The sequence below is a fragment of the Paraburkholderia sp. AV2 genome, from assembly GCF_054968425.1.
Genome location: NZ_JBANLK010000043.1, coordinates 1 through 19,343, shown reverse-complemented (window position 1 = coordinate 19,343; position 19,343 = coordinate 1). Strand labels below are relative to the sequence as shown.

The following is a 19,343-nucleotide window of genomic DNA, read 5'->3' as shown; positions in this document are numbered from 1 at the left end:
CGGGCAGATGGCCTGTTGCTTGGGCGCGATGCCTGGCGTTGCGTACTTACTGCGGTGCCGCCGTTGCGCCGCCATGCGCCGCGGACCATTCGGCCGGAGCGTGCAGGAATTTCTCGACTTCGTCGAGCGTCTTCGCTTCGAAGTAGCCCGACGCCTTCGCGACGCGCAGCACGTCCCACCACGTGGCGAGCGCATGCAGGTCCACGTCGATGTCCTTGAGGACCGACACGCTCTCCTTGAAGATGTTGTAGTGGAACAGCACGAAGCAGTGGTTCACCGTCGCGCCGGCCGTGCGCAGCGCGTTGATGAAGTTGATCTTGCTGCGGCTGTCGGTGGTCAGATCCTCGACGAGCAGCACGCGCTGGCCTTCGGTGAGGAGACCCTCGATCTGCGCGTTGCGGCCGAAACCCTTCGGCTTCTTGCGCACGTACTGCATCGGCACCATCAGGCGGTCCGAGAGCCATGCGGCGAACGGAATGCCCGCGGTTTCGCCGCCGGCCACGGCGTCGATCTGCTCGTAGCCGACGTCGCGCAGGATCGTGGCTTCGGCCATTTCCATCAGGCCGCGGCGCACGCGCGGATACGAAATCAGCTTGCGGCAGTCGATGTAGACCGGGCTCGCCCAGCCGGAGGTGAAGATGAAGGGCTTTTCGGCGTTGAAGTGCACGGCCTTCACTTCGAGCAGCATCTTGGCGGTCGTGTCCGAGATCGTCTGGCGATCGTAGCCTGTCATGGGCGAATCCTTGGATATGAGAGCGAGGGAGGGTGGGCGTCAAGCCCGGTGGCGCTGGCACGGCGGACCCGGCAGTACCGCTGGGGTCTCTGGCGTGCGCGGCCCGAAGGCGCGGGGCAGTATTCACCCGCTCGGTTCGGACGGCTTCTCTTGCGCGCGTAGGCCGGTATTTTACCCGACTTGAACTTTTGAGACGAGTTGGCTGGTGGGGCTGGTTCGCGCAACGTGTAACGCGGTCCGGGCGGTATTTGGGGGATCGATCATTTCTCGGCCGATGTGGCTTTCGCGCTTTTCTTTCACGGTTGTGACCGCGCGAGCTCACCATTACACTCTCGCGGGTTTATCCGGGCGGACACCCGATACCCGACACCCGGCTTGTACAGGAAGTCTCCATGACCGTCGTTTCTCCTCCCGCTGCCTCCGTCGAAACGACGCGCGGCCACGCCTTGCGCGCGCTCGTCGCTTCCGTGCTCGGCTATGCGATGGACGGCTTCGATCTGCTCATGCTCGGCTTCATGCTGCCGGCCATCAGCGCCGAGCTGCATCTCTCCACCGCCCAGGCCGGCTCGCTCGTCACGTGGACGCTCGTCGGCGCCGTGGCCGGCGGCATCGCGTTCGGGCTTCTCGCCGACCGCTACGGCCGCGTGCGCGTTCTTACCTGGACGATCCTGCTGTTCGCCGTCTTTACTGGCCTTTGTGCGCTTGCGCGCGGCTATGCGGATCTGCTCGTCTACCGGACGATCGCCGGTATCGGTCTGGGCGGCGAGTTCGGCATTGGCATGGCGCTCGTCGCCGAGGCGTGGCCGGCGCATCTGCGCGCGCGGGCGTCGTCGTATGTCGGGCTCGGCTGGCAGCTCGGCGTGCTCGCCGCCGCGCTCCTTACGCCGTGGCTCTTGCCCGTGATCGGCTGGCGCGGCATGTTCGCGCTCGGTCTCCTGCCGGCTGTCGTGTCGTTCGTGGTGCGCCGCCGCGTGGAGGAGCCGGCACTCTTCGTCGCCCATGCGTCGCGCGTGGAGCAGGCGGTACGGGGCGAGCGTCCCGGCGCGCTGCGCCTGCTCGTGGCCGACGCTCGCACCGCGCGTGCGAGCCTGGGTGTCGTCGTTCTCTGTTCGGTGCAGAATTTCGGCTATTACGGGCTCATGATCTGGCTGCCCGCCTATCTGTCGCGGTCCTTCGGCTACTCGCTGACGAAGTCCGGGCTCTGGACGGCGGCGACCGTCGCCGGCATGGCGCTCGGTATCTGGCTCTTCGGCCTTGCCGCCGACCGTTTCGGGCGCAAGCCCGCATTCCTGTTCTATCAGGCCGGGGCCGTCGCGATGGTGTTCGCCTACGCGCATCTCGCGACGCCGATCGCGCTGCTCGTGGGCGGCGCGGCCATGGGCGTGTTCGTGAACGGCATGATTGGCGGGTACGGCGCGCTCATCTCCGAGCTTTATCCCACGGCTGCGCGCGCCACCGCCCAGAACGTGCTCTTCAACATCGGGCGGGCCGTGGGCGGCTTCGGGCCGCTGGCCGTCGGCGCGCTGGCGGCGCGGTTTTCGTTCGGCGCGGCGCTCGCGATGCTGGCCTCGATCTACCTGCTCGACATACTCGCGACGCTGTTCCTGATCCCGGAACGGCGCGGCGCCGCTCTGGAGTAGCGGCCCCCACAGACCCCTCTCCATTCCGCCGTTTCACCCGTGGACAGTTCATGTCCGCGCTATCCCGGGTATCAGTCCTCACCCCGAGTTCCTGCGCTGTGCCCGGGGTGTACACTAGTTCCCCCCGCCAATTCGCCCTCGCCGCTTCGCCGGCCGCAAGAGGTGGCTTCGCCGCGGGTCCGGCCACAGGCCTGACGCAATCGAAGCCCTGAGCGTGCCATGCGGGACGGCGGGTTCATGACCATAAAACCTCTCACGTCTCTCACGTCCAGGCAGGCCCGAAAATGGATGAACAACTGAAGCAAAGCGCGCTGGCGTATCACCAGAATCCCAAGCCCGGCAAGATTTCGGTCACGCCTACCAAACCGCTGTCGAACCAGCTCGACCTCTCGCTCGCCTATTCGCCCGGCGTCGCCGCCGCGTGCGAAGCGATCCACGCGGATCCGCTCGACGCGCAGAAGTACACGTCGCGCGGCAACCTCGTCGGCGTCGTGACCAACGGCACCGCGGTGCTGGGCCTTGGCAATATCGGCCCGCTCGCGGCCAAGCCGGTGATGGAAGGCAAGGGCTGTCTCTTCAAGAAGTTCGCCGGCATCGACGTGTTCGACATCGAGCTTTCCGAGTCGGATCCGGACAAGCTCGTCGACGCCATTGCCATGCTTGAACCAACGCTCGGCGGTATCAACCTCGAGGACATCAAGGCGCCCGAGTGCTTCTACATCGAGCAGAAGCTGCGCGAGCGCATGAAGATCCCCGTCTTCCACGACGACCAGCACGGCACGGCCATCATCGCCTCCGCGGCGATCCTGAACGGCCTGAAGGTCGTGGGCAAGGAACTGGGCAGCGTGAAGCTCGTGTGCTCGGGTGCGGGCGCGGCGGCCATCGCGTGTCTGGACCTGCTCGTGAAGCTCGGCCTGAAGAAGGAGAACACGCTCGTCGTCGACTCGAAGGGCGTGATCTACGAAGGCCGCGGCAATCTCGATCCGTCGAAGGCGCGCTATGCGGCGAACACCGGCGCGCGCACGCTCGGCGACGCCATCAAGGGCGCGGACGTGTTCCTCGGTTGTTCGAGCGCCGGCGTGCTCAAGCCCGAGATGGTCGTGGACATGGCCAACACGCCGCTGATCCTCGCGCTGGCGAACCCGGAACCGGAAATCCGTCCGGAAGAAGCGAAGAAAGTGCGCCCGGACGCGATCATCGCCACGGGCCGTTCGGACTATCCGAACCAGGTCAACAACGTGCTGTGCTTCCCGTTCATCTTCCGCGGCGCGCTGGACGTGGGCGCCACGACCATCACGGAAGAGATGAAGCTCGCGTGCGTGCGCGCGATCGCGGAACTCGCCGAGGAAACCGACCAGGGCGACGAAGTGGCGAAGGCCTATGAAGGCCACACGCTCGAATTCGGCCCGGAATACCTGATTCCGAAGCCCTTCGACCCGCGTCTCATCATCAAGATCGCGCCGGCCGTGGCGCAAGCCGCGATGGACTCGGGCGTCGCCACGCGCCCGATCGCCGACATGGACGCGTACCGCGAGCAGCTTGGCGCGACCGTCTACCGCTCGGGCATGGTGATGCGCCCGGTGTTCGCGGCGGCGAAGGCCAACTGCGCGCGCATCGTGTTCGCGGAGGGCGAGGACGAGCGCGTGCTGCGCGCCGCGCAGTTCGTGCTCAACGAGAAGATCGCGAAGCCCATCATCGTCGGCCGTCCGTCGGTGGTGGAAATGCGTCTGAAGAAAATGGGATCGAAGCTGCGTCCGGGCACCGACTTCGAGATCGTCGATCCGGAAGACGATCCGCGCTTCCAGAAGAGCTGGCAGGCCTACCATGACCTGGGTGCGCGCCAGGGCATCACGCCCGAGGTCGCGAAGGCGTCGATGCGCAAGTTCAACACGCTGATCGGCGCGATCCTCGTGCATCTGGGCGACGCCGACGGCATGATCTGCGGCCTGCTCAACAGCTTCGACTATCACCTGAAGTTCGTCGAGCAGGTGTTCGGCAAGGCAAAGGAGGCCGAGAACTACGCGGCCATGAACCTGCTGATGCTGCCGGGCCGCAACCTGTTCATCTCCGACACCTACGTGAACGAAGTGCCGAGCGCCGAGCAGATCGCCGACATGACGATCCTCGCCGCGCGCGAGATCGAGAAGTTCGGCATCGTGCCGAAGGTCGCGCTGCTGTCGAGCTCGAACTTCGGCAGCGTGCGTTCGTCGACGGCGCAGCGCATGCAGGCGGCGCGCGAGCTGATCGCGCAGCGCGCGCCGCAGCTCGAAGTGGACGGCGAAATGCACGGCGACGCGGCGCTTTCGGAGTTGATCCGCAAGCAGTCGTTCCCGGGCACGACGCTCGCGGGCGAGGCGAACCTGCTGATCATGCCGAACGTGGAAGCGGCGAACATCGCGTACAACCTGCTGAAAGTGATCGGCGGCGAAGGCGTGACGGTCGGTCCGTTCCTGCTGGGTGCAGCGAAGCCGGTGCACATCCTCACGCCGGCAGCAACCGTGCGACGCATCATCAACATGACGGCGGTGGCTTCGGCGAACGCGGCGAACGCGAAGGCGGCGGCGCGCTGAGCGCGTGATGCGAATGCCGGCGTGCGTGCGACGCGCGCCGGCGTTGTCCCCGATTCAGATGCTCAATAGAAAAGGGCGCTCCGTTTTCACGGAGCGCCCTTCGTCTTTACGGCAGGGCTACTGCCTCACGGCGTATCACGCAGCATGACGCGCCGCGCCGCCTTGCGGCGAGCGCCACTTGTCCAGCAGTGTCGCCCACTTCGCCCGCACGGCCTTGAGGTTGTTCTCCTTCACGTGACCGTAGCCGCGGATGCCGTCCGGCAGGCTTGCCAATTCCACCGCAAGCGCGAGATTTTCCGCGTTCGCGCCACTCGCCAGTTCGCGCACCAGCGCCTCGTACTCGCCGATCAGCGCGCGCTCGTGACGCCGCTCCTCAGTGCGGCCGAACGGATCGAACGCCGTACCGCGCAGGAACTTGAGCTTCGCAAGCAGGCGCATCGCCGTGAGCATGCTCGGGCCGTACTGCTTCTTCACCAGGTGGCCCTTGCCGTCGTGCTTCGCGAAGGTCGGCGGCGCGAGATGGAAGTTCAGCTTCCAGTCGCCCTCGAAGCTCGCCTTCAGCTTCTCGATGAACGCCGGGTCGGCGTAGAGGCGCGCCACTTCGTACTCGTCCTTGTACGCCATCAGCTTGTGCAGATTCTTCGCGACGGCTTCGGTCAGCGCGAACTGACCGTCGGGACGCTCGATCTTGCCTTCCGCCGCGCGCACGTCGGCAACCAGCGCGCGGTAGCGCGACGCCCAGGCGTCGTTCTGATACGCGGCGAGGTACTGCGCGCGCTTGTCGATCAGCGCGTCGAGCGCCTTCGGCGTGTGCAGCGAGACGATCTTCGCGCCGGCGCTGGTGTCCGCAGCTTCGGTGTTCTGCCCGGCAGACGGCTTCTTGACGAGCGTATCCACGGCAGCACGATCGTGCGCGACGCGGCGGCCCCACTCGAACGCCGCCAGATTTTTCTCCACCTGCACGGCGTTCAGCTCGATCGCGCGCGTGAGCGACTCGTGCGTGAGCGGCAACCAGCCGCGCTGCCACGCATAGCCGAGGACGAACGGGTTCGTGTAGATCGCGTCGCCGAGCAGCGCGAGCGCGTAGCGGTTCGCGTCGACGGCGGAGACGTTGTCGGTGCCCGCCGCCGCGCGCACGTCGGCCTCGGTGTTCGAGCCCGGGAACTGCCAGCTCGGGTTCTTGATGAACTCGGCCGTGGGTGTGGGCGCACTGTTGAGCACCACATGCGTCTGCCCGGCCTGCATGCGCGAGACGCAGTCGTCGCTGGCGGTCACGATGGCGTCGCAGCCGATCACGAGCTTCGCCTCGCCCATGGCGATGCGGGTGGAGTGGATGTCGGCGGGCTGGTTCGCGATCTGCACGTGGCTCATCACGGCGCCGCCCTTCTGCGCGAGGCCGGTCACGTCGAGCACGGTCACGCCCTTGTTCTCCAGGTGCGCGGCCATGCCGAGCAGCGCGCCGATCGTCACGACGCCGGTGCCGCCCACGCCCGTCACGAGCACGCCGTACGGCTGCGCAAGGCCGGGGAGGTCGGGCGTCGGCACGGCCGGCATCGTTTCATTTGCTACGCTGCTCGCCTTCGGCTTGCGCAACTGGCCGCCTTCAACGGTGACGAAGCTCGGGCAGAAGCCATTCACGCACGAGAAGTCCTTGTTGCAGGTGGACTGGTTGATCTGGCGCTTCGTGCCGTACTCGGTGTCGAGCGGCTCCACGGAGAGGCAGTTCGACTGCACCGAGCAGTCGCCGCAGCCCTCGCAGACAGCCTCGTTGATGACGACGCGCTTCGCCGGGTCCGGATACGTGCCGCGCTTGCGGCGACGGCGTTTTTCGGTGGCGCAGGTCTGGTCGTAGATCAGGATCGTGGTGCCGGGGATCTCGCGCAGTTCGCGCTGCATCGTGTCGAGCTGGTCACGGTGATGAATGGTGACGCCCGGTGCGAGCGAGGTCACGCCCTGATACTTCTCTGGCTCGTCGGTGACGATCACGATCTTCGCCGCGCCCTCGGCCGCGAGCTGATGCGTGATCTGGGGCACGGTGAGCACGCCGTCCACGGGTTGGCCGCCCGTCATCGCGACGGCGTCGTTATAGAGGATCTTGTAGGTGATGTTCGCCTTCGAGGCGATCGCCGCGCGGATCGCGAGCAGTCCCGAGTGGAAGTAGGTGCCGTCGCCGAGGTTCGCGAACACGTGCTTGTCGTTCGTGAACGGCGCCTGGCCGACCCACGCCACGCCTTCGCCGCCCATCTGGCTGAACGTGCTCGTGCTGCGGTCCATCCACACGGTCATGTAGTGGCAGCCGATGCCGGCCATCGCGCGCGAGCCTTCCGGCACGTTCGTCGAGGTATTGTGCGGGCAGCCCGAGCAGAACCACGGCTTGCGTTCCACCTGCACGCGCGGCTTCGCGAGCGCCTTCTCCTTCGCTTCGATCACGGCGATGCGCGTGGCGATGCGCGCGCGCACGTCGGAAGGAAGGTCGAATTTCTCGAGACGCGTGGCAATCGCCTTCGCGATGATCGCGGGCGAGAGCTCGTAATGGGCGGGCAGGAGCCAGTTGCCCATTGGCACCGACCATTCGCCGCCGGCGCCGTCCTTTTCGTCGAACTTGCCGTACACGCGCGGACGCTGCGCGTCGGGCCAGTTGTACAACTCTTCCTTTATCGCGTATTCGAGGATCTGACGCTTTTCCTCGACCACGAGAATCTCTTCGAGCCCACGCGCGAACGCCTGCGCGCCTTGCGCTTCGAGCGGCCACACGCAGCCCACCTTGTAGAGCCGCACGCCGATGCGCGAGCAGGTCTCGTCGTCGAGGCCGAGGTCGGTGAGGGCCTGGCGCACGTCCAGATAGGCCTTGCCGCCGGTCATGATGCCGAAGCGCGCATGCGGCGAGTCGATCTCGACGCGGTCGAGCTTGTTCGCCCGCACATAAGCGAGCCCGGCATACCACTTGTAGTCGAGCAGACGCGCTTCCTGCACGAGCGGCGGGTCCGGCCAGCGGATATTGAGTCCGCCGTCGGGCACGAGGAAATCTTCCGGCAGGACGATCTGGGTGCGATGCGGGTCGATCTCGACCGAGGCCGACGATTCCACCACGTCGGTCACGCACTTCATGGCGACCCAGAGGCCCGAGTAGCGGCTCATGGCCCAGCCGTGCAGGCCGAAGTCGAGGTATTCCTGCACGTTCGACGGGAACAGCACCGGCAGGCCGCAGGCCTTGAAGATGTGCTCCGACTGATGCGCAAGCGTGGACGACTTGGCCGCGTGGTCGTCGCCGGCGAGCACGAGCACGCCGCCGTGACGCGACGAGCCGGCCGAGTTGCCGTGCTTGAACACGTCGCCGCAGCGGTCCACGCCGGGGCCCTTGCCGTACCACATGGAAAACACGCCGTCGTACTTTGCGGACGGGTACAGGTTCACCTGCTGCGAGCCCCAGACGGCCGTGGCCGCGAGATCTTCGTTCACACCAGTCTGGAACACGATCTGATGGCCGGCGAGATGCTGCTTCGCCTTCCAGAGCGACTGATCGAGACCGCCGAGCGGCGAACCGCGATAGCCGGAAATGAATCCCGCAGTATTGAGACCGGCAGCCTTGTCGCGTTCCTGTTGCAGCATCGGCAGACGCACCAGCGCCTGGATGCCGCTCATGTACGCGCGGCCGCGATCGAGGGTGTATTTGTCGTCGAGCGTGACGGAAGCTAGCGCGGCTTCGAGCGAAGCACGCTGACCAGCGTCTAGCGGGGCATTCATTGTGGGTACTCCTCCATCCACCATTAGTCTTGGGATCACCAGAACTTCAGTGCCTCGGCATCTTGTGGATGCTCCGGCCCGGGGCGCCATATTGGCGTGTTTTTACCGATGGTAGCACTGGGGCAAACCCGCCGCTCGGCGCAAGAAAGCACGATTGCGCGGGGGAAGCCCGACTTCGCGGCGGCGTGCCGTGCGTTAAACCCGGGGAAGCCGTGTAACAGAGGATGTATCCGAATGCTGCGCGGCGTAACAGCGTGTAAAAACTACACGAATCCGGAACCAGTCTTGATATTTCTGTCTAATCCCCCACCTGTGCAAACCGCGCAGCGCCCCAGGCAGCAAATAGGGGTACTACCGCAACAGGCAGTCTGAAAAAAGGAGTACAGCATGAACAATCGGCATATCCAGACCTTCTTGACGGTCTCGGCCGCGTTCTTCGCCATGAGCGCGCCGCTGCATTCGAACGCGAGCAGCAACGGCTCGTCGAATGCGTTCGTCCGCACGGCGCAGTACACGCAGTGCGCGAAGGCTGATATCGGTGTTACCGGGGCCACGAAGGCCGAACGCCAATCCTGATGATTTCCGTAATGCCGCGTTGATCCGCGCGGCATTCCATTCACCGGGGCGCCTGCCGGGTGTGCGGCGGTGGCTCCAGAAAGACAAAAAGGGCGAAGATCTTGCGGTCTTCGCCCTTTTTTCATGGCCGCACTGCGGCCAGGCCTGGGTCAGGCCTTGTCCTGCACCACGCCGCGGCGAATCTGGTCGAGCTCGATCGACTCGAACAGCGCCTTGAAGTTGCCTTCACCGAAGCCCTGATTGCCCTTGCGCTGGATGATCTCGAAGAAGATCGGCCCGATCTGGTTCTCGGTGAAGATTTGCAGCAGCAGGTCTTCGGGGGCGCCGTCGATCAGGATCTTGCGCTTCTTCAGTTCCGCGAGCGGCTCGCTGTGGTTCGGGATGCGGCGGTTCACGAGTTCGTAGTACGTGTCGATCGTGTCGAGCAGCGCGATCTCGGACGCGCGCAGGCCATCGACCGTCCCGTAGATGTCGTTCGTACCGAGCGCGATGTGCTGGATGCCTTCGCCGTGATAGGCGTCGAGGTATTCCTGGATCTGGCCGGCCGTCTCCGAGCCTTCCTCGTTGATCGGAATACGGATCTTGCCGCACGGCGAGGTCATCGCCTTCGACTTCACGCCTGTCACCTTGCCTTCGATGTCGAAGTAGCGGATTTCGCGGAAGTTGAAGAGGCGCTCGTAGAACTCCGCCCACTCGTTCATGCGGCCGCGGTGAACGTTGTGCGTCAGGTGGTCGATGTAGGTGAGCCCGTGGCCCTTCGGATTCTGCTCGGCGCCGGGGATCGGCTCGAAATCGACGTCGTAGATGCTAATGTCGCCGATGCTGCCGGGCGCCGCGCTGTTCTTGCCGCGCCAGCGGTCTACGAAGTAGATCAGCGAATCGCCGATGCCCTTGATGGCCGGAATGTTCAGCTCCATCGGACCGGTTTTGTTGTCGAAGCCCCAGGCGCCGCGCTCGAGCGCGTGCTGGTAGGCCTTCGCGGCGTCCTGCACGCGGAACGCGATGGCGCAGATCGACGGGCCGTGCAGGCGCGCGAAGCGCTGCGCGAACGAGTCGGGCTCGGCGTTCACGATGAAGTTGATGTCGCCCTGGCGGTACAGGGTGACGTCCTTGTGGCGGTGACGGGCGACGGCCGTGAAGCCCATCCGCTCGAACAGCTTGCCGAGCGCCTTGGGGTCCGGCGCGGTGTATTCGATGAACTCGAAGCCGTCGGTGCCGACGGGGTTATCCCAGGTGGGGACCTGCATGGTTGTCTCCTGTGTCGACCCGAGTTAGCGCTTTAGCGCTTACTCGGGGCCCACGCCCGTAAGAGCGATCGAAGTTGAACGTCCGAATTTCGTGCAGGCAGTGTAGTCGTTCAATTCGGAAGGAAGCTTGCGATATGGGGCTTGGAATCGCCAGATTGAGCTATAAAATGCCATCGATACATTATTGAGTGGCAGAAAATGGCTGATCTGGAATTGGACGCGATCGACCGGCGGATTCTGGCGATTCTTCAGGAGAATGGCCGGCTTTCGAATCAGGAGATCGCGGAGCGCGTGAACCTCTCGCCGAGCCCGTGCCTGCGGCGCATCCGCCGGCTGGAGGAGACCGGGGTGATCCGCGGTTACGTGGCGCTGCTCGATGCGCAGAAGCTGGGGCTCGACCTGCTGGCCTACGTCAGCGTGCGGCTGGAGAAGCGCGGCCCGACGGCGGCGGGACGGGAGGGTGTCACGCATGCGGAGCTGTTTCGCGCGGCAGTGCAGACCTGGCCGGAAGTCGTGGCCTGCCACGCCATGACCGGCGACATGGATTTCCTGCTGCGTGTGCAGGTGGAGGACATGGCGCACTTCTCGCGCTTCGTGCAGGACCAGTTGCTGCACCATCCTTCGGTGATCGACGTGCGGTCGAGCTTCTCGCTCCAGACGTACAAGGAGACGACGGCGCTGCCGATCCGTTGATCCGTTGAAATGCCGGCGGCGGCGCAGGAATGGAGCAGGAATGAAAAAAGCGGCCGAAGCCGCTTTTTTCATTCAAGCCGATGAGTCAGGATTCAGGCTGCGATAGCCTGCGGCAGAATCGACTCGATCAGCTTCGACGCCTGGCGTGCCTGGCGCTTGAGCGCATAGTCGAACACGGCAGCCTGCTCCTGCAGCATTTCCGCGATGATGCTGCTCTGGTCGGCCGGTGCGAGCGAGAGGTAAGCATCGGCTTCGCCGTAGGCGTACTCGATCTTCATGCCCGACTTCTTGGCGATGTGCATCATCGTGGCGTTGCGCGACAGGCAGTGCATGTAGAGCGTCGTGACATGCGTGTTGCGGCTGCGGATCGCGGCCCGCTCGAACAGCTTCGAGCCGATGCCCTGGCCGCGCGCGCTTTCCAGCACCGAAACGCCGAATTCGGCCGTGCGGCCATTGCCGTCCGCGGGGAGGTAGGCGAGATGGCCTACGCCGACCAGTTGCAGCTGATGGTCGAACACGCCGAACACCGTGTCGCGCGTGAAGTCCATCGAACGGACGTAGTTCTCGATCACATGGTCGGGTGCAGCCTGGCCGAAGCGCAGCAGGCGATCGTCCTGGTCGAGTGCGAGAAAGTGCTTGAGCAGGCGCTCGCGGTCGGCCGAAGTGAGGACGCGCACCATGGCGGGCGAACGACCGGACGTCAGCGTGCGGCCGGACGGCAGGATCGGCGCGGCGGCTTGGGTCGAAAGCTTGTTCATGGGTCGGTTCTCCTTAAAATTCATGCGGCATGATGCGCCGCAAAACGAATTCTAGCGAAAACCCTGGGGTGGGGCTAGGGAAAACCCGTATTTTCGATTTGAGTGTTGCGCCTAATTAAGAGTCGGATTCGCGCAAGCCATTGATTTTTATGAGATTGATTTTTGGGGCCGCATAAGGGTCCGAAGTGTTGCGGAAGAGCGTCATGCTGCGATGCAGTGCAACTGCTCGGTCAGCACATCGTGCTCAAGCCCCTTGCAAGCCGTGATCGATCACGGCGATCGCCTGCTCGGCGAAGTCCCGGTAGGCCATCCGTCCGCCCGGCTTGAGCCAGGTAAAGGTCCAGTTGATCATGCCGAACACCATCATTGTCAGCGCCGTCTGGTTTTCCGGGGTGACGCGCCCGGGGTAGGCGCGCGCGAGCTGGCGTGTGAAAGCCGCCACGACGTCGCGCTGCCGGTTCAGGATGATCTCGCGCTGCGCGTCGACGAGGTATTTGACGTCGTTGAGCAGTGCGACGTGGCGGCTGTGCGACGTCTCGTATTCGGCGAGGAACGCGCGGATCAGCTCGGCAAAGGTTTCCCGCTCGTCAAGGCCGCGTCGTTGGCTCGTCCCTTCCACCTCGGCGATGATCAGCATCAGCCGCTTCGTGTACCGGTCGAGCAGGTCGAAGAGAATCGCTTCTTTGCTCTCGTAGTAGTGGTAGAGACGCGCCTTCGAGGTGCCGCTCGCCGCGGCGAGATCGGACATCGACGTGCTCGGGTAGCTCGTCTGCGCGAATTTCGCGGCGGCGAGTTCGAGAATCTGGTCGCGTTGGGTCTCGTGGTCGGGCGCTCGGGTACGGGCCATGTTTGATTTTTTGTCAGCGGGGAAGGGGAGGCTGCGTTGCCGTATGAAGCGTGGCGGTGCGGGGCTGCGGCTCGATGTTCGCCGGCGCCGCGTGCATGTCGTCGCGCAGGCGCAGTTCGCCGGCTGCCGCCAGTTCGCGCAGGCGCCACAGCACGACGGGTTCGGCCACCGGCGCGCGCGCTCCCGCGCGCGGCAGGGCCGCCGCGATTGCGTCCGGAGCGAGCCACGGCGTGCGGGCCGCGCTCAGGGTATCGAGGATCAACTGGTCCAGATCCGCCCAGGTGCCGCTCGTGAACGTATTGTCGCGCCAGCGGCGCGTCTCGCCGTTCGCGAACTTCGCCTCCTGCCATTCGAGTGCGAGCCGCGTGATGCGCAGCACGGAAATCGGCGCGGCGTCCGGCAGGCGGGCCGCGAGGCGCGCCGCCGCGGTTTCGCCCGCGACTTCGTCCGGTGCGAGACGCACTTCGTTCAGGCGCTGCGGCACGTTGCGCAGCCGATAGCAGATGCGGCGCAGCGTCAACTGATTGGCGGCGTCGTTCGTGTGCCAGATCACCACGTTGGCATCGTCGGCTTCGAGAGCGTCGAGCGCCGCGCAGTCGTGGGCCGTCAGCGTCTCGGGCACGCCGCCCAGGCGCTGCCAGAACGCGGCGCGTTGGTCGGCGGCCGGGTCGGCGGGCTCGTCGATGTCGCGCAGCGGGCCGACTGTCAGGTCGTCGGGCAGCGCGATCACGCGTTCGGTCCGCCCTTCCGCTTCGAGGGCCTGGCGCAGTGCGGCCGCTGCCGGCTCGCTGTGAGTGAGGTGGATCGTGGTCATCGGGAATGCCAGAACAAAAAGGACCACCCGCGTTCCGGCACCATGCCGGTTGCGGGCGGCCCCTAGTGTAAGCGGATCGCTTGAGCGCCGAAAGCGCACTGTTGCGCGAGCGCCCCGTCAGCCTGGCGTCAGCCGCCTCTAGCGTTCGTCGTAGCTCACCACCACGCGCTCGCTCACCGGATGGCATTGGCAGGTCAGCACGAAGCCGTCTTTCACTTCCTGCTCCTCGAGCGTGTAGTTCTTGTCCATCTTCACCTCTCCCTCGATCACCTTTGCGCGGCAGGTGCAGCACACACCGCCCTTGCACGCGTAGGGGAGCGCGAGGCCCGCGCGCAGACCCACGTCGAGCAGGCTCACGCCCTCGTACGGCAGGCGCAGCTTGCGCTTCTTGCCGTCGAGCACGATTTCGAGATCGGCGGCCGGGGTGTTTTCGGTGATCTCGACGGGCGGCACGCCGGCCTGCGGCAGCGGCGTGCCGAAGCGCTCCACGTGCACCTTCCCGGACGGCACGCCCGCGACCTTGAGCGCGGCTTCGGCGGCATCCATCATGGGCGCCGGGCCGCAGATGAACGCTTCGTCGATTCCGGCAGCCGGCAGCAACGATTCGAGGAACGACGCGCACTTCGCCTGATCGAGCACGCCGTTGAAGAGCTCGACGTCCTGGATGTCGTCGGAGAGCACGTGGTAGAGCATGAAGCGGTTCATGAACCGGTTCTTCAGGTCCTCCAGTTCCTCGGCGAACATGATCTGGTCCACGCTGCGGTTGCCGTACACGAGCGTGAACGCGCTGCGCGGCTCCGTTTCGAGCGTCGTCTTGATGATCGCGAGCACCGGCGTGATGCCCGAGCCGCCGGAGAACGCCACGTAGTGCTTGCCGTGTTCGGCGTTCAGGTGCGTGAAGAAGCGGCCGTCGGGCGTCATCACGTCGATTTCGTGGCCCGGCTTGAGCTGGTCGAACGCGAAGTTCGAGAAGCGCCCGCCACGCACACGCTTGATGCCGATGCGCAGTTCGCCGTCGCGGTCGTAGTCGGTCACGCCGACACAGATCGAGTACGAACGGCGCGTTTCCTCGCCGTCGATGTGGGTCTTGAGCGTGACGAACTGCCCCTGGGTGAAGCGATACGCCTCGCGGAGCTCGGGCGGAATCTCGAAGGCGACGGAGACCGCGTCCGCGGTTTCGGGCCGCACCTCGCGGATGCGCAGCGAATGGAATTGCGGAGTGGCCATATCAGTAGGGTTTGAAGTAGTCGAAGGGTTCGCGGCAGTCGAGGCAGCGGTACAGCGCTTTGCAGGCGGTCGAGCCGAACTGCGCGAGGCGCTCGGTATGCTGCGAACCGCAGTGCGGGCAAGCGGGCGCGGGCAGCGGCCGCGGCATGAACGTGATGGGCTGTTCGCCGGCGGTGGCGGCGCCCGAACCGCACTGGCCCGTGGGCGGTGCGATGCCGTAGGCGCGCAGCTTCTCGCGCGCTGCGTCGGTCATCCAGTCCGTGGTCCACGCGGGGGTCAGGGTGGTCGCGATGCGGTACGGCGCAAGTTCGGCGCTATCGAGCGCGTGTGCGACGTCTTCGGCGATCTGCGACATCGCCGGGCAGCCCGAATAGGTGGGCGTGATGACCACTTCGAGCTGGCCGTCGGCGGCACGTCGCACGTCGCGCAGGATCCCGAGCTCGCGGATCGACACGACCGGAATCTCCGGATCGGGTACCGATTCCAGCACCTCCCAGGCGCGCTCGAGTGCGTGATCTGCCATGGCTTGCATCGTGACTTCCTTGATTGGCTGCGTGGGCGGGTCCGGCTTACCAGCGCGCGCCCGGATGCTGGCGGGCGAGGCTCTGCATCTCGGCGAGGACGTAGCCCATATGTTCCGAGTGCTCGCCCAGCTTGCCGGTCGTAACATGCTTGACGGCTTCCGGCAGCGTGAGCGTGGCTTCTTCGAGCGCGGCTTCCACTTCGGCGCGCCACGCGGCTTCGAACTGCGCGGTGAGGGGCGCGATGCCGGCCTCGGCTACGGCGGTTTCCACCGCGTCGGTGCTGAAGAATTCGCGCGTGTACGGCATCAGCCAGTCGAGTGCCGCCTGCGCGCGGCGATGGGACTCCTCGGTGCCGTCGCCGAAGCGGATCAGCCACTCGCGCGCGTGGTGCACGTGATAGCGCGTTTCCTTGATCGAGCGCTCGGCGATCGCGGCCAGTTGCGGATCGGCGGAGCGCAGGAGCGCGGTCCACAGATGCGCCATCAGCGAGGCGTAGAGGAAGTTGCGCACGATCGTCACGGCATAATCGTTGGCCGAATGCGTCGTGCCGGCGAGCGGGCCAAAGTGCGGTAGCTCGGCGAGCGTGTAGTTCGCGAATTCGCGCTCGGCGCGGAAGTAGGCGTAGTCGTCCTCGGTTAGCTCGCGGCCGGTGAGCGTCTTGTCGAGCGTCGCGGCATGCGTGTAGAGCAGGCGCGCCTGGCCGATCAGGTCGAGGCTCATGTTGGCGAGCGCGATGTCCTCTTCGAGGATCGGGCCGTGGCCGCACCATTCCGTGTTGCGCTGACCGAGGATCAGCGCCGTATCGGCGAGGCGCAGCACGTACGCCAGGTGTTCTTGCGTGGGCGTCGTCATGTTGGTGCTCTTACATGTGATTGACTTCGTCGGGCAGCGTATAGAACGTCGGGTGGCGATAGATCTTGTCGCCGGCCGGTTCGAAGAGCTCGGCCTTCTCGTTCGGATCCGACGCCGTGATCGCCGACGACGGCACCACCCAGATGCTCACGCCTTCCTGGCGGCGCGTGTAGACGTCTCGCGCCATGCGCAGCGCCATCGAGGCGTCGGCGGCGTGGAGGCTGCCGCAATGCTTGTGGTCGAGGCCCTGTTTGCTGCGCACGAACACTTCCCAGATCGGCCATTCCTTGTTCATCACTGATCTCCTTCCAGATTCCTGTGTCGGCCGGAACGGGCGCTTCGACGCCGACTCCGGCCCCATGTTTTGCGCCAGGTCAGGCGGCCTGCTTCGCGGCGCGCTGGCGTTGCTTCTCCGCATGGGCAAGCGCGGCTTCGCGCACCCATGCGCCCTCGTTGTGCGCCTTGACGCGCGTGCCAAGGCGTTCGCGATTGCACGGGCCGTCGCCGTTCACGACGCGCCAGAATTCGTCCCAGTCGATCGTGCCGTAGTCGTAGTGGCCGCGCGCCTCGTTCCATTTCAGATCCGGGTCGGGCAGCGTCACGCCCAGCACCTTGGCCTGTTCGACGGTCGCATCGACGAACTTCTGGCGCAGGTCGTCGTTCGAGATGCGCTTGATCCCCCATTTGGCCGACTGGTTGCTGTGGACCGAATCGGCATCGCTTGGGCCGAACATCATCAGCACCGGCCACCACCAGCGGTTCACGGCCTGCTGGACGAGCTCGCGCTGGGCGTCGGTGCCTTGCATCATCGCGAGCAGGGCGTCGAAGCCCTGGCGCTGATGGAACGACTCTTCCTTGCAGATGCGGATCATGGCGCGCGCGTAAGGGCCATAGGTGCAGCGGCACAGCGGGATCTGGTTCATGATCGCGGCGCCGTCCACGAGCCAGCCGATCACGCCGACGTCCGCCCAGGTGGGCGTCGGGTAGTTGAAAATGCTGGAGTATTTGGCCTTGCCGGCGTGCAGGGCATCGACCAACTGATCGCGCGAGACACCGAGCGTTTCCGCCGCGCTATAGAGGTAGAGGCCGTGGCCCGCTTCGTCCTGCACCTTGGCGAGCAGGATCGCCTTGCGCTTGAGGCTTGGCGCGCGCGAAATCCAGTTGCCTTCCGGCAGCATGCCCACCACTTCCGAATGCGCGTGCTGCGAAATCTGGCGCACGAGCGTCTTGCGGTAGGCTTCGGGCATCCAGTCCTGCGGCTCGATCTTGCCGTCGGCGGCCATCACGGCATCGAACCGGGCCTGCTCCGGCGAGGCGGCGTCCGCGTCGAGCGGGGCGACGTTGCCGGGGATGTCGAGGGATTGCGTGTACATGGCGAACGCTCTCTTCGAGGTTAGGTATGGTGCGCAGTATAAACCAACCGACCGGTCGGTAAATAAATTTTTGCGATGGAGCAAAAAAGAGCGGGCCGAACCCGCTTATTGAGTTTTAGCGGATCGGATGCGAATCGCCAGCGGTGTGCCCCGATCGCGGATCGAAGAGGGATCTTCGTCGTGTCAGCAGGTTGGAAGGTCGATGTTGCGGGGCATCGGGCACAATGGGCGTTTTGTTCTCCCATGCTCTTCCGGATGAAGATTGCTCTTTCGCGCGTTGCGGCCGGCGCCGCTTTTCTTGCTTCGCTGGCCGTTAGCGGGCCTTCGTTTGCCGATCAACCTTCGGCCTCCTGGGTGACGAGCTGGGCGACGGCGCTGCAGTCGATTCCTGCGCTCGTGGCACCACCGCCCCTTTATCGGGCGCCGGCCGTCGCGGGGCGCACGGTTCGGCAGATCGTCTATCCGACGTTGGGCGGCCAGGTCGCTCGCGTGCATATCAGCAATGAGTACGGGCGCGCGCCGCTCGTCATCGAGGCGATGGGAATCGCGCCGTCGTCGGGCGAGGCGGCGGCCAGCGAAGCGGGCGCCGCACGGGTGACGTTCGGCGGACAGCCGGGTGTGGCGGTGCCGCCTGGCGGGGCTGTGGACAGCGATCCGGTGCGCATCGACATACGCGCGGGCTCGGCGTACGCGATCAGCTCCTATATGGGATCCGGGCAAACGATGGTCGCCTGGCATAGGGTGGCGAGCCAGGTGAACTACGTCTCGCGGCCGGGCGATCACGTCGCCGACGCATCGGGCGCGGCCTTCTCGCAGCGCTTCACGCAGTATGCGTGGGTGACGGGGCTTGCCGTCGAGGCGCCCGGTGCGGCGACCGTCGCGGCGATCGGTGATTCGATCACGGACGGCATGCGGTCATCGCTGAACCAGAACCGCCGCTGGCCGGATGCACTGGCCAGACGGCTTGCGCGCGAGCAAAGGCCGGGTCTGGCCGTGATCGACCTCGGGATCAGTGGCAACCGGCTGTTGAGCGACTCGCCCTGCTACGGCGACGCGCTGGAGCGCCGCTTCGAACGTGATGCACTCGGCCATCCCGGTGTGAAAACGGCTGTGCTGCTCATCGGCATCAACGACATCAACTTTCAGGCAATGCCGCCGCGTGGCGGTCTCGACTGCGACGCGCCGCATACGCGCGTGAACGCGGAGGATCTGATTGCGGGGTACAAGCGGGTGATTGCACAGGCCCACGCGCACGACGTGCGTATTGTCGGGGCGACGCTGACTCCGGCCTCGTTGCCGCCGGAACGCGAGGCGATTCGCCAGGCAGTGAATAAATGGATCCGGACTAGCCACGCGTTCGACGACGTCGCGGATTTCGATGCCGTGCTGCGCGATCCGGCCGATCCGGTGCGACTGCGCCGCGAATACGACAGCGGCGACCACATCCATCCAAGCGATACGGGCTATGCGGCGATGGCTGAGGCGGTGCCGCTGGCAGCGTTGGCCGGGAGGTAAGCCGAGTTTTTCTCGTTCCCCCTTGCGTAGTGCTGTGGAGGGGCGGTAAGATTCGCCCCCTTCGCAGTTCAGATGTACGGGCAGCGGGGCCGCCGGAGGGAAACGGGCGGCGGTGGAGTTGACAGCTTTCAAGCGGAAGCGCAAAAAAGGTGTTGACGAAGCGAAAGAGACGCTTCATAATCTCGTTTCTCTGCTGCAGACGCAGCGACGCAGGAAGAAGCCGGCAGTTG

Annotated in this window: 16 protein-coding genes; 5 read left to right on the top strand and 11 right to left on the bottom strand. The window is 65.4% G+C overall.

Annotated features, from left to right (window positions below; translation table 11 throughout):
* Positions 1-46: 46 nt before the first annotated feature.
* Positions 47-733: an orotate phosphoribosyltransferase gene (locus V8683_RS24275; RefSeq protein ID WP_411188235.1), complete on the bottom strand. Its 687-nt coding sequence runs from the start codon at positions 731-733 to the stop codon at positions 47-49.
* Positions 734-1,125: 392 nt separating this feature from the next.
* On the opposite strand from V8683_RS24275, the gene V8683_RS24270 reads away from it, so the two are divergent.
* Both V8683_RS24270 and V8683_RS24265 read left to right on the top strand, forming a co-directional pair.
* Complete coding sequence (locus V8683_RS24270; RefSeq protein WP_411188236.1) at positions 1,126-2,373, top strand: MFS transporter; 1,248 nt, start codon at positions 1,126-1,128, stop codon at positions 2,371-2,373.
* 284 nt (positions 2,374-2,657) lie between these two features.
* Positions 2,658-4,943: an NADP-dependent malic enzyme gene (locus V8683_RS24265; RefSeq protein WP_411188237.1), complete on the top strand. Its 2,286-nt coding sequence runs from the start codon at positions 2,658-2,660 to the stop codon at positions 4,941-4,943.
* A gap of 135 nt (positions 4,944-5,078) precedes the next feature.
* On the opposite strand, the gene V8683_RS24260 is transcribed toward V8683_RS24265, so the two are convergent.
* Positions 5,079-8,687 carry an indolepyruvate ferredoxin oxidoreductase family protein gene (locus V8683_RS24260; protein ID WP_411188238.1) on the bottom strand — a complete coding sequence of 1,203 codons (3,609 nt, stop codon included), beginning with the start codon at positions 8,685-8,687 and terminating at the stop codon, positions 5,079-5,081.
* A gap of 387 nt (positions 8,688-9,074) precedes the next feature.
* Between V8683_RS24260 and V8683_RS24255 the strand changes: the two genes are divergently transcribed.
* Positions 9,075-9,263, top strand: a complete 189-nt coding sequence (locus V8683_RS24255) for a hypothetical protein (protein ID WP_411188239.1) — start codon at positions 9,075-9,077, stop codon at positions 9,261-9,263.
* A 149-nt stretch (positions 9,264-9,412) separates the two neighbouring features.
* Here the strand turns inward: V8683_RS24255 and hppD are convergent, their stop codons facing one another.
* Positions 9,413-10,510, bottom strand: coding sequence for a 4-hydroxyphenylpyruvate dioxygenase (gene hppD, locus V8683_RS24250; RefSeq protein WP_411188240.1), 1,098 nt, complete (start codon positions 10,508-10,510; stop codon positions 9,413-9,415).
* Positions 10,511-10,708: 198 nt separating this feature from the next.
* On the opposite strand from hppD, the gene V8683_RS24245 reads away from it, so the two are divergent.
* The gene (locus V8683_RS24245; RefSeq protein WP_411188241.1) at positions 10,709-11,203 is read left to right on the top strand and encodes an Lrp/AsnC family transcriptional regulator; all 495 of its coding nucleotides are present in this window, start codon (positions 10,709-10,711) and stop codon (positions 11,201-11,203) included.
* Between the two features lie 92 nt (positions 11,204-11,295).
* Here V8683_RS24245 and V8683_RS24240 read toward each other — a convergent pair whose 3' ends face one another.
* The 8 genes from V8683_RS24240 to paaA all read right to left on the bottom strand — a co-directional run bounded on the left by V8683_RS24240 (position 11,296) and on the right by paaA (position 17,598).
* Entirely contained in the window at positions 11,296-11,961 is a 666-nt protein-coding gene (locus tag V8683_RS24240) for a GNAT family N-acetyltransferase (RefSeq protein WP_411188242.1), read from the bottom strand.
* Between the two features lie 244 nt (positions 11,962-12,205).
* Complete coding sequence (locus V8683_RS24235) at positions 12,206-12,808, bottom strand: TetR/AcrR family transcriptional regulator (protein WP_411188243.1); 603 nt, start codon at positions 12,806-12,808, stop codon at positions 12,206-12,208.
* Between the two features lie 13 nt (positions 12,809-12,821).
* On the bottom strand, positions 12,822-13,622 hold the full coding sequence (locus V8683_RS24230; protein ID WP_411188244.1) for a DUF1835 domain-containing protein: 801 nt from the start codon (positions 13,620-13,622) through the stop codon (positions 12,822-12,824).
* Between the two features lie 138 nt (positions 13,623-13,760).
* Positions 13,761-14,849: a 1,2-phenylacetyl-CoA epoxidase subunit PaaE gene (gene paaE / locus V8683_RS24225; protein ID WP_411188245.1), complete on the bottom strand. Its 1,089-nt coding sequence runs from the start codon at positions 14,847-14,849 to the stop codon at positions 13,761-13,763.
* Between the two features lies 1 nt (position 14,850).
* Positions 14,851-15,381, bottom strand: a complete 531-nt coding sequence (gene paaD, locus V8683_RS24220; RefSeq protein ID WP_411188246.1) for a 1,2-phenylacetyl-CoA epoxidase subunit PaaD — start codon at positions 15,379-15,381, stop codon at positions 14,851-14,853.
* A 37-nt stretch (positions 15,382-15,418) separates the two neighbouring features.
* Complete coding sequence (gene paaC, locus V8683_RS24215) at positions 15,419-16,225, bottom strand: 1,2-phenylacetyl-CoA epoxidase subunit PaaC (RefSeq protein ID WP_411188247.1); 807 nt, start codon at positions 16,223-16,225, stop codon at positions 15,419-15,421.
* Between the two features lie 10 nt (positions 16,226-16,235).
* Entirely contained in the window at positions 16,236-16,520 is a 285-nt protein-coding gene (paaB, locus tag V8683_RS24210) for a 1,2-phenylacetyl-CoA epoxidase subunit PaaB (RefSeq protein WP_010092957.1), read from the bottom strand.
* A 79-nt stretch (positions 16,521-16,599) separates the two neighbouring features.
* Positions 16,600-17,598 carry a 1,2-phenylacetyl-CoA epoxidase subunit PaaA gene (gene paaA, locus V8683_RS24205; RefSeq protein WP_411188248.1) on the bottom strand — a complete coding sequence of 333 codons (999 nt, stop codon included), beginning with the start codon at positions 17,596-17,598 and terminating at the stop codon, positions 16,600-16,602.
* Between the two features lie 255 nt (positions 17,599-17,853).
* On the opposite strand from paaA, the gene V8683_RS24200 reads away from it, so the two are divergent.
* Positions 17,854-19,113: an SGNH/GDSL hydrolase family protein gene (locus tag V8683_RS24200; RefSeq protein WP_411188249.1), complete on the top strand. Its 1,260-nt coding sequence runs from the start codon at positions 17,854-17,856 to the stop codon at positions 19,111-19,113.
* Positions 19,114-19,343 lie beyond the last annotated feature (230 nt).

Coding starts and splice junctions, on each gene's coding strand:
- V8683_RS24275 (WP_411188235.1), bottom strand. CDS start 733: ATGACAGGCTACGATCGCCAGACGATCTCGGACACGACCGCCAAGATG.
- V8683_RS24270 (WP_411188236.1), top strand. CDS start 1,126: ATGACCGTCGTTTCTCCTCCCGCTGCCTCCGTCGAAACGACGCGCGGC.
- V8683_RS24265 (WP_411188237.1), top strand. CDS start 2,658: ATGGATGAACAACTGAAGCAAAGCGCGCTGGCGTATCACCAGAATCCC.
- V8683_RS24260 (WP_411188238.1), bottom strand. CDS start 8,687: ATGAATGCCCCGCTAGACGCTGGTCAGCGTGCTTCGCTCGAAGCCGCG.
- V8683_RS24255 (WP_411188239.1), top strand. CDS start 9,075: ATGAACAATCGGCATATCCAGACCTTCTTGACGGTCTCGGCCGCGTTC.
- hppD (WP_411188240.1), bottom strand. CDS start 10,510: ATGCAGGTCCCCACCTGGGATAACCCCGTCGGCACCGACGGCTTCGAG.
- V8683_RS24245 (WP_411188241.1), top strand. CDS start 10,709: ATGGCTGATCTGGAATTGGACGCGATCGACCGGCGGATTCTGGCGATT.
- V8683_RS24240 (WP_411188242.1), bottom strand. CDS start 11,961: ATGAACAAGCTTTCGACCCAAGCCGCCGCGCCGATCCTGCCGTCCGGC.
- V8683_RS24235 (WP_411188243.1), bottom strand. CDS start 12,808: ATGGCCCGTACCCGAGCGCCCGACCACGAGACCCAACGCGACCAGATT.
- V8683_RS24230 (WP_411188244.1), bottom strand. CDS start 13,622: ATGACCACGATCCACCTCACTCACAGCGAGCCGGCAGCGGCCGCACTG.
- paaE (WP_411188245.1), bottom strand. CDS start 14,849: ATGGCCACTCCGCAATTCCATTCGCTGCGCATCCGCGAGGTGCGGCCC.
- paaD (WP_411188246.1), bottom strand. CDS start 15,381: ATGCAAGCCATGGCAGATCACGCACTCGAGCGCGCCTGGGAGGTGCTG.
- paaC (WP_411188247.1), bottom strand. CDS start 16,225: ATGACGACGCCCACGCAAGAACACCTGGCGTACGTGCTGCGCCTCGCC.
- paaB (WP_010092957.1), bottom strand. CDS start 16,520: ATGAACAAGGAATGGCCGATCTGGGAAGTGTTCGTGCGCAGCAAACAG.
- paaA (WP_411188248.1), bottom strand. CDS start 17,598: ATGTACACGCAATCCCTCGACATCCCCGGCAACGTCGCCCCGCTCGAC.
- V8683_RS24200 (WP_411188249.1), top strand. CDS start 17,854: ATGAAGATTGCTCTTTCGCGCGTTGCGGCCGGCGCCGCTTTTCTTGCT.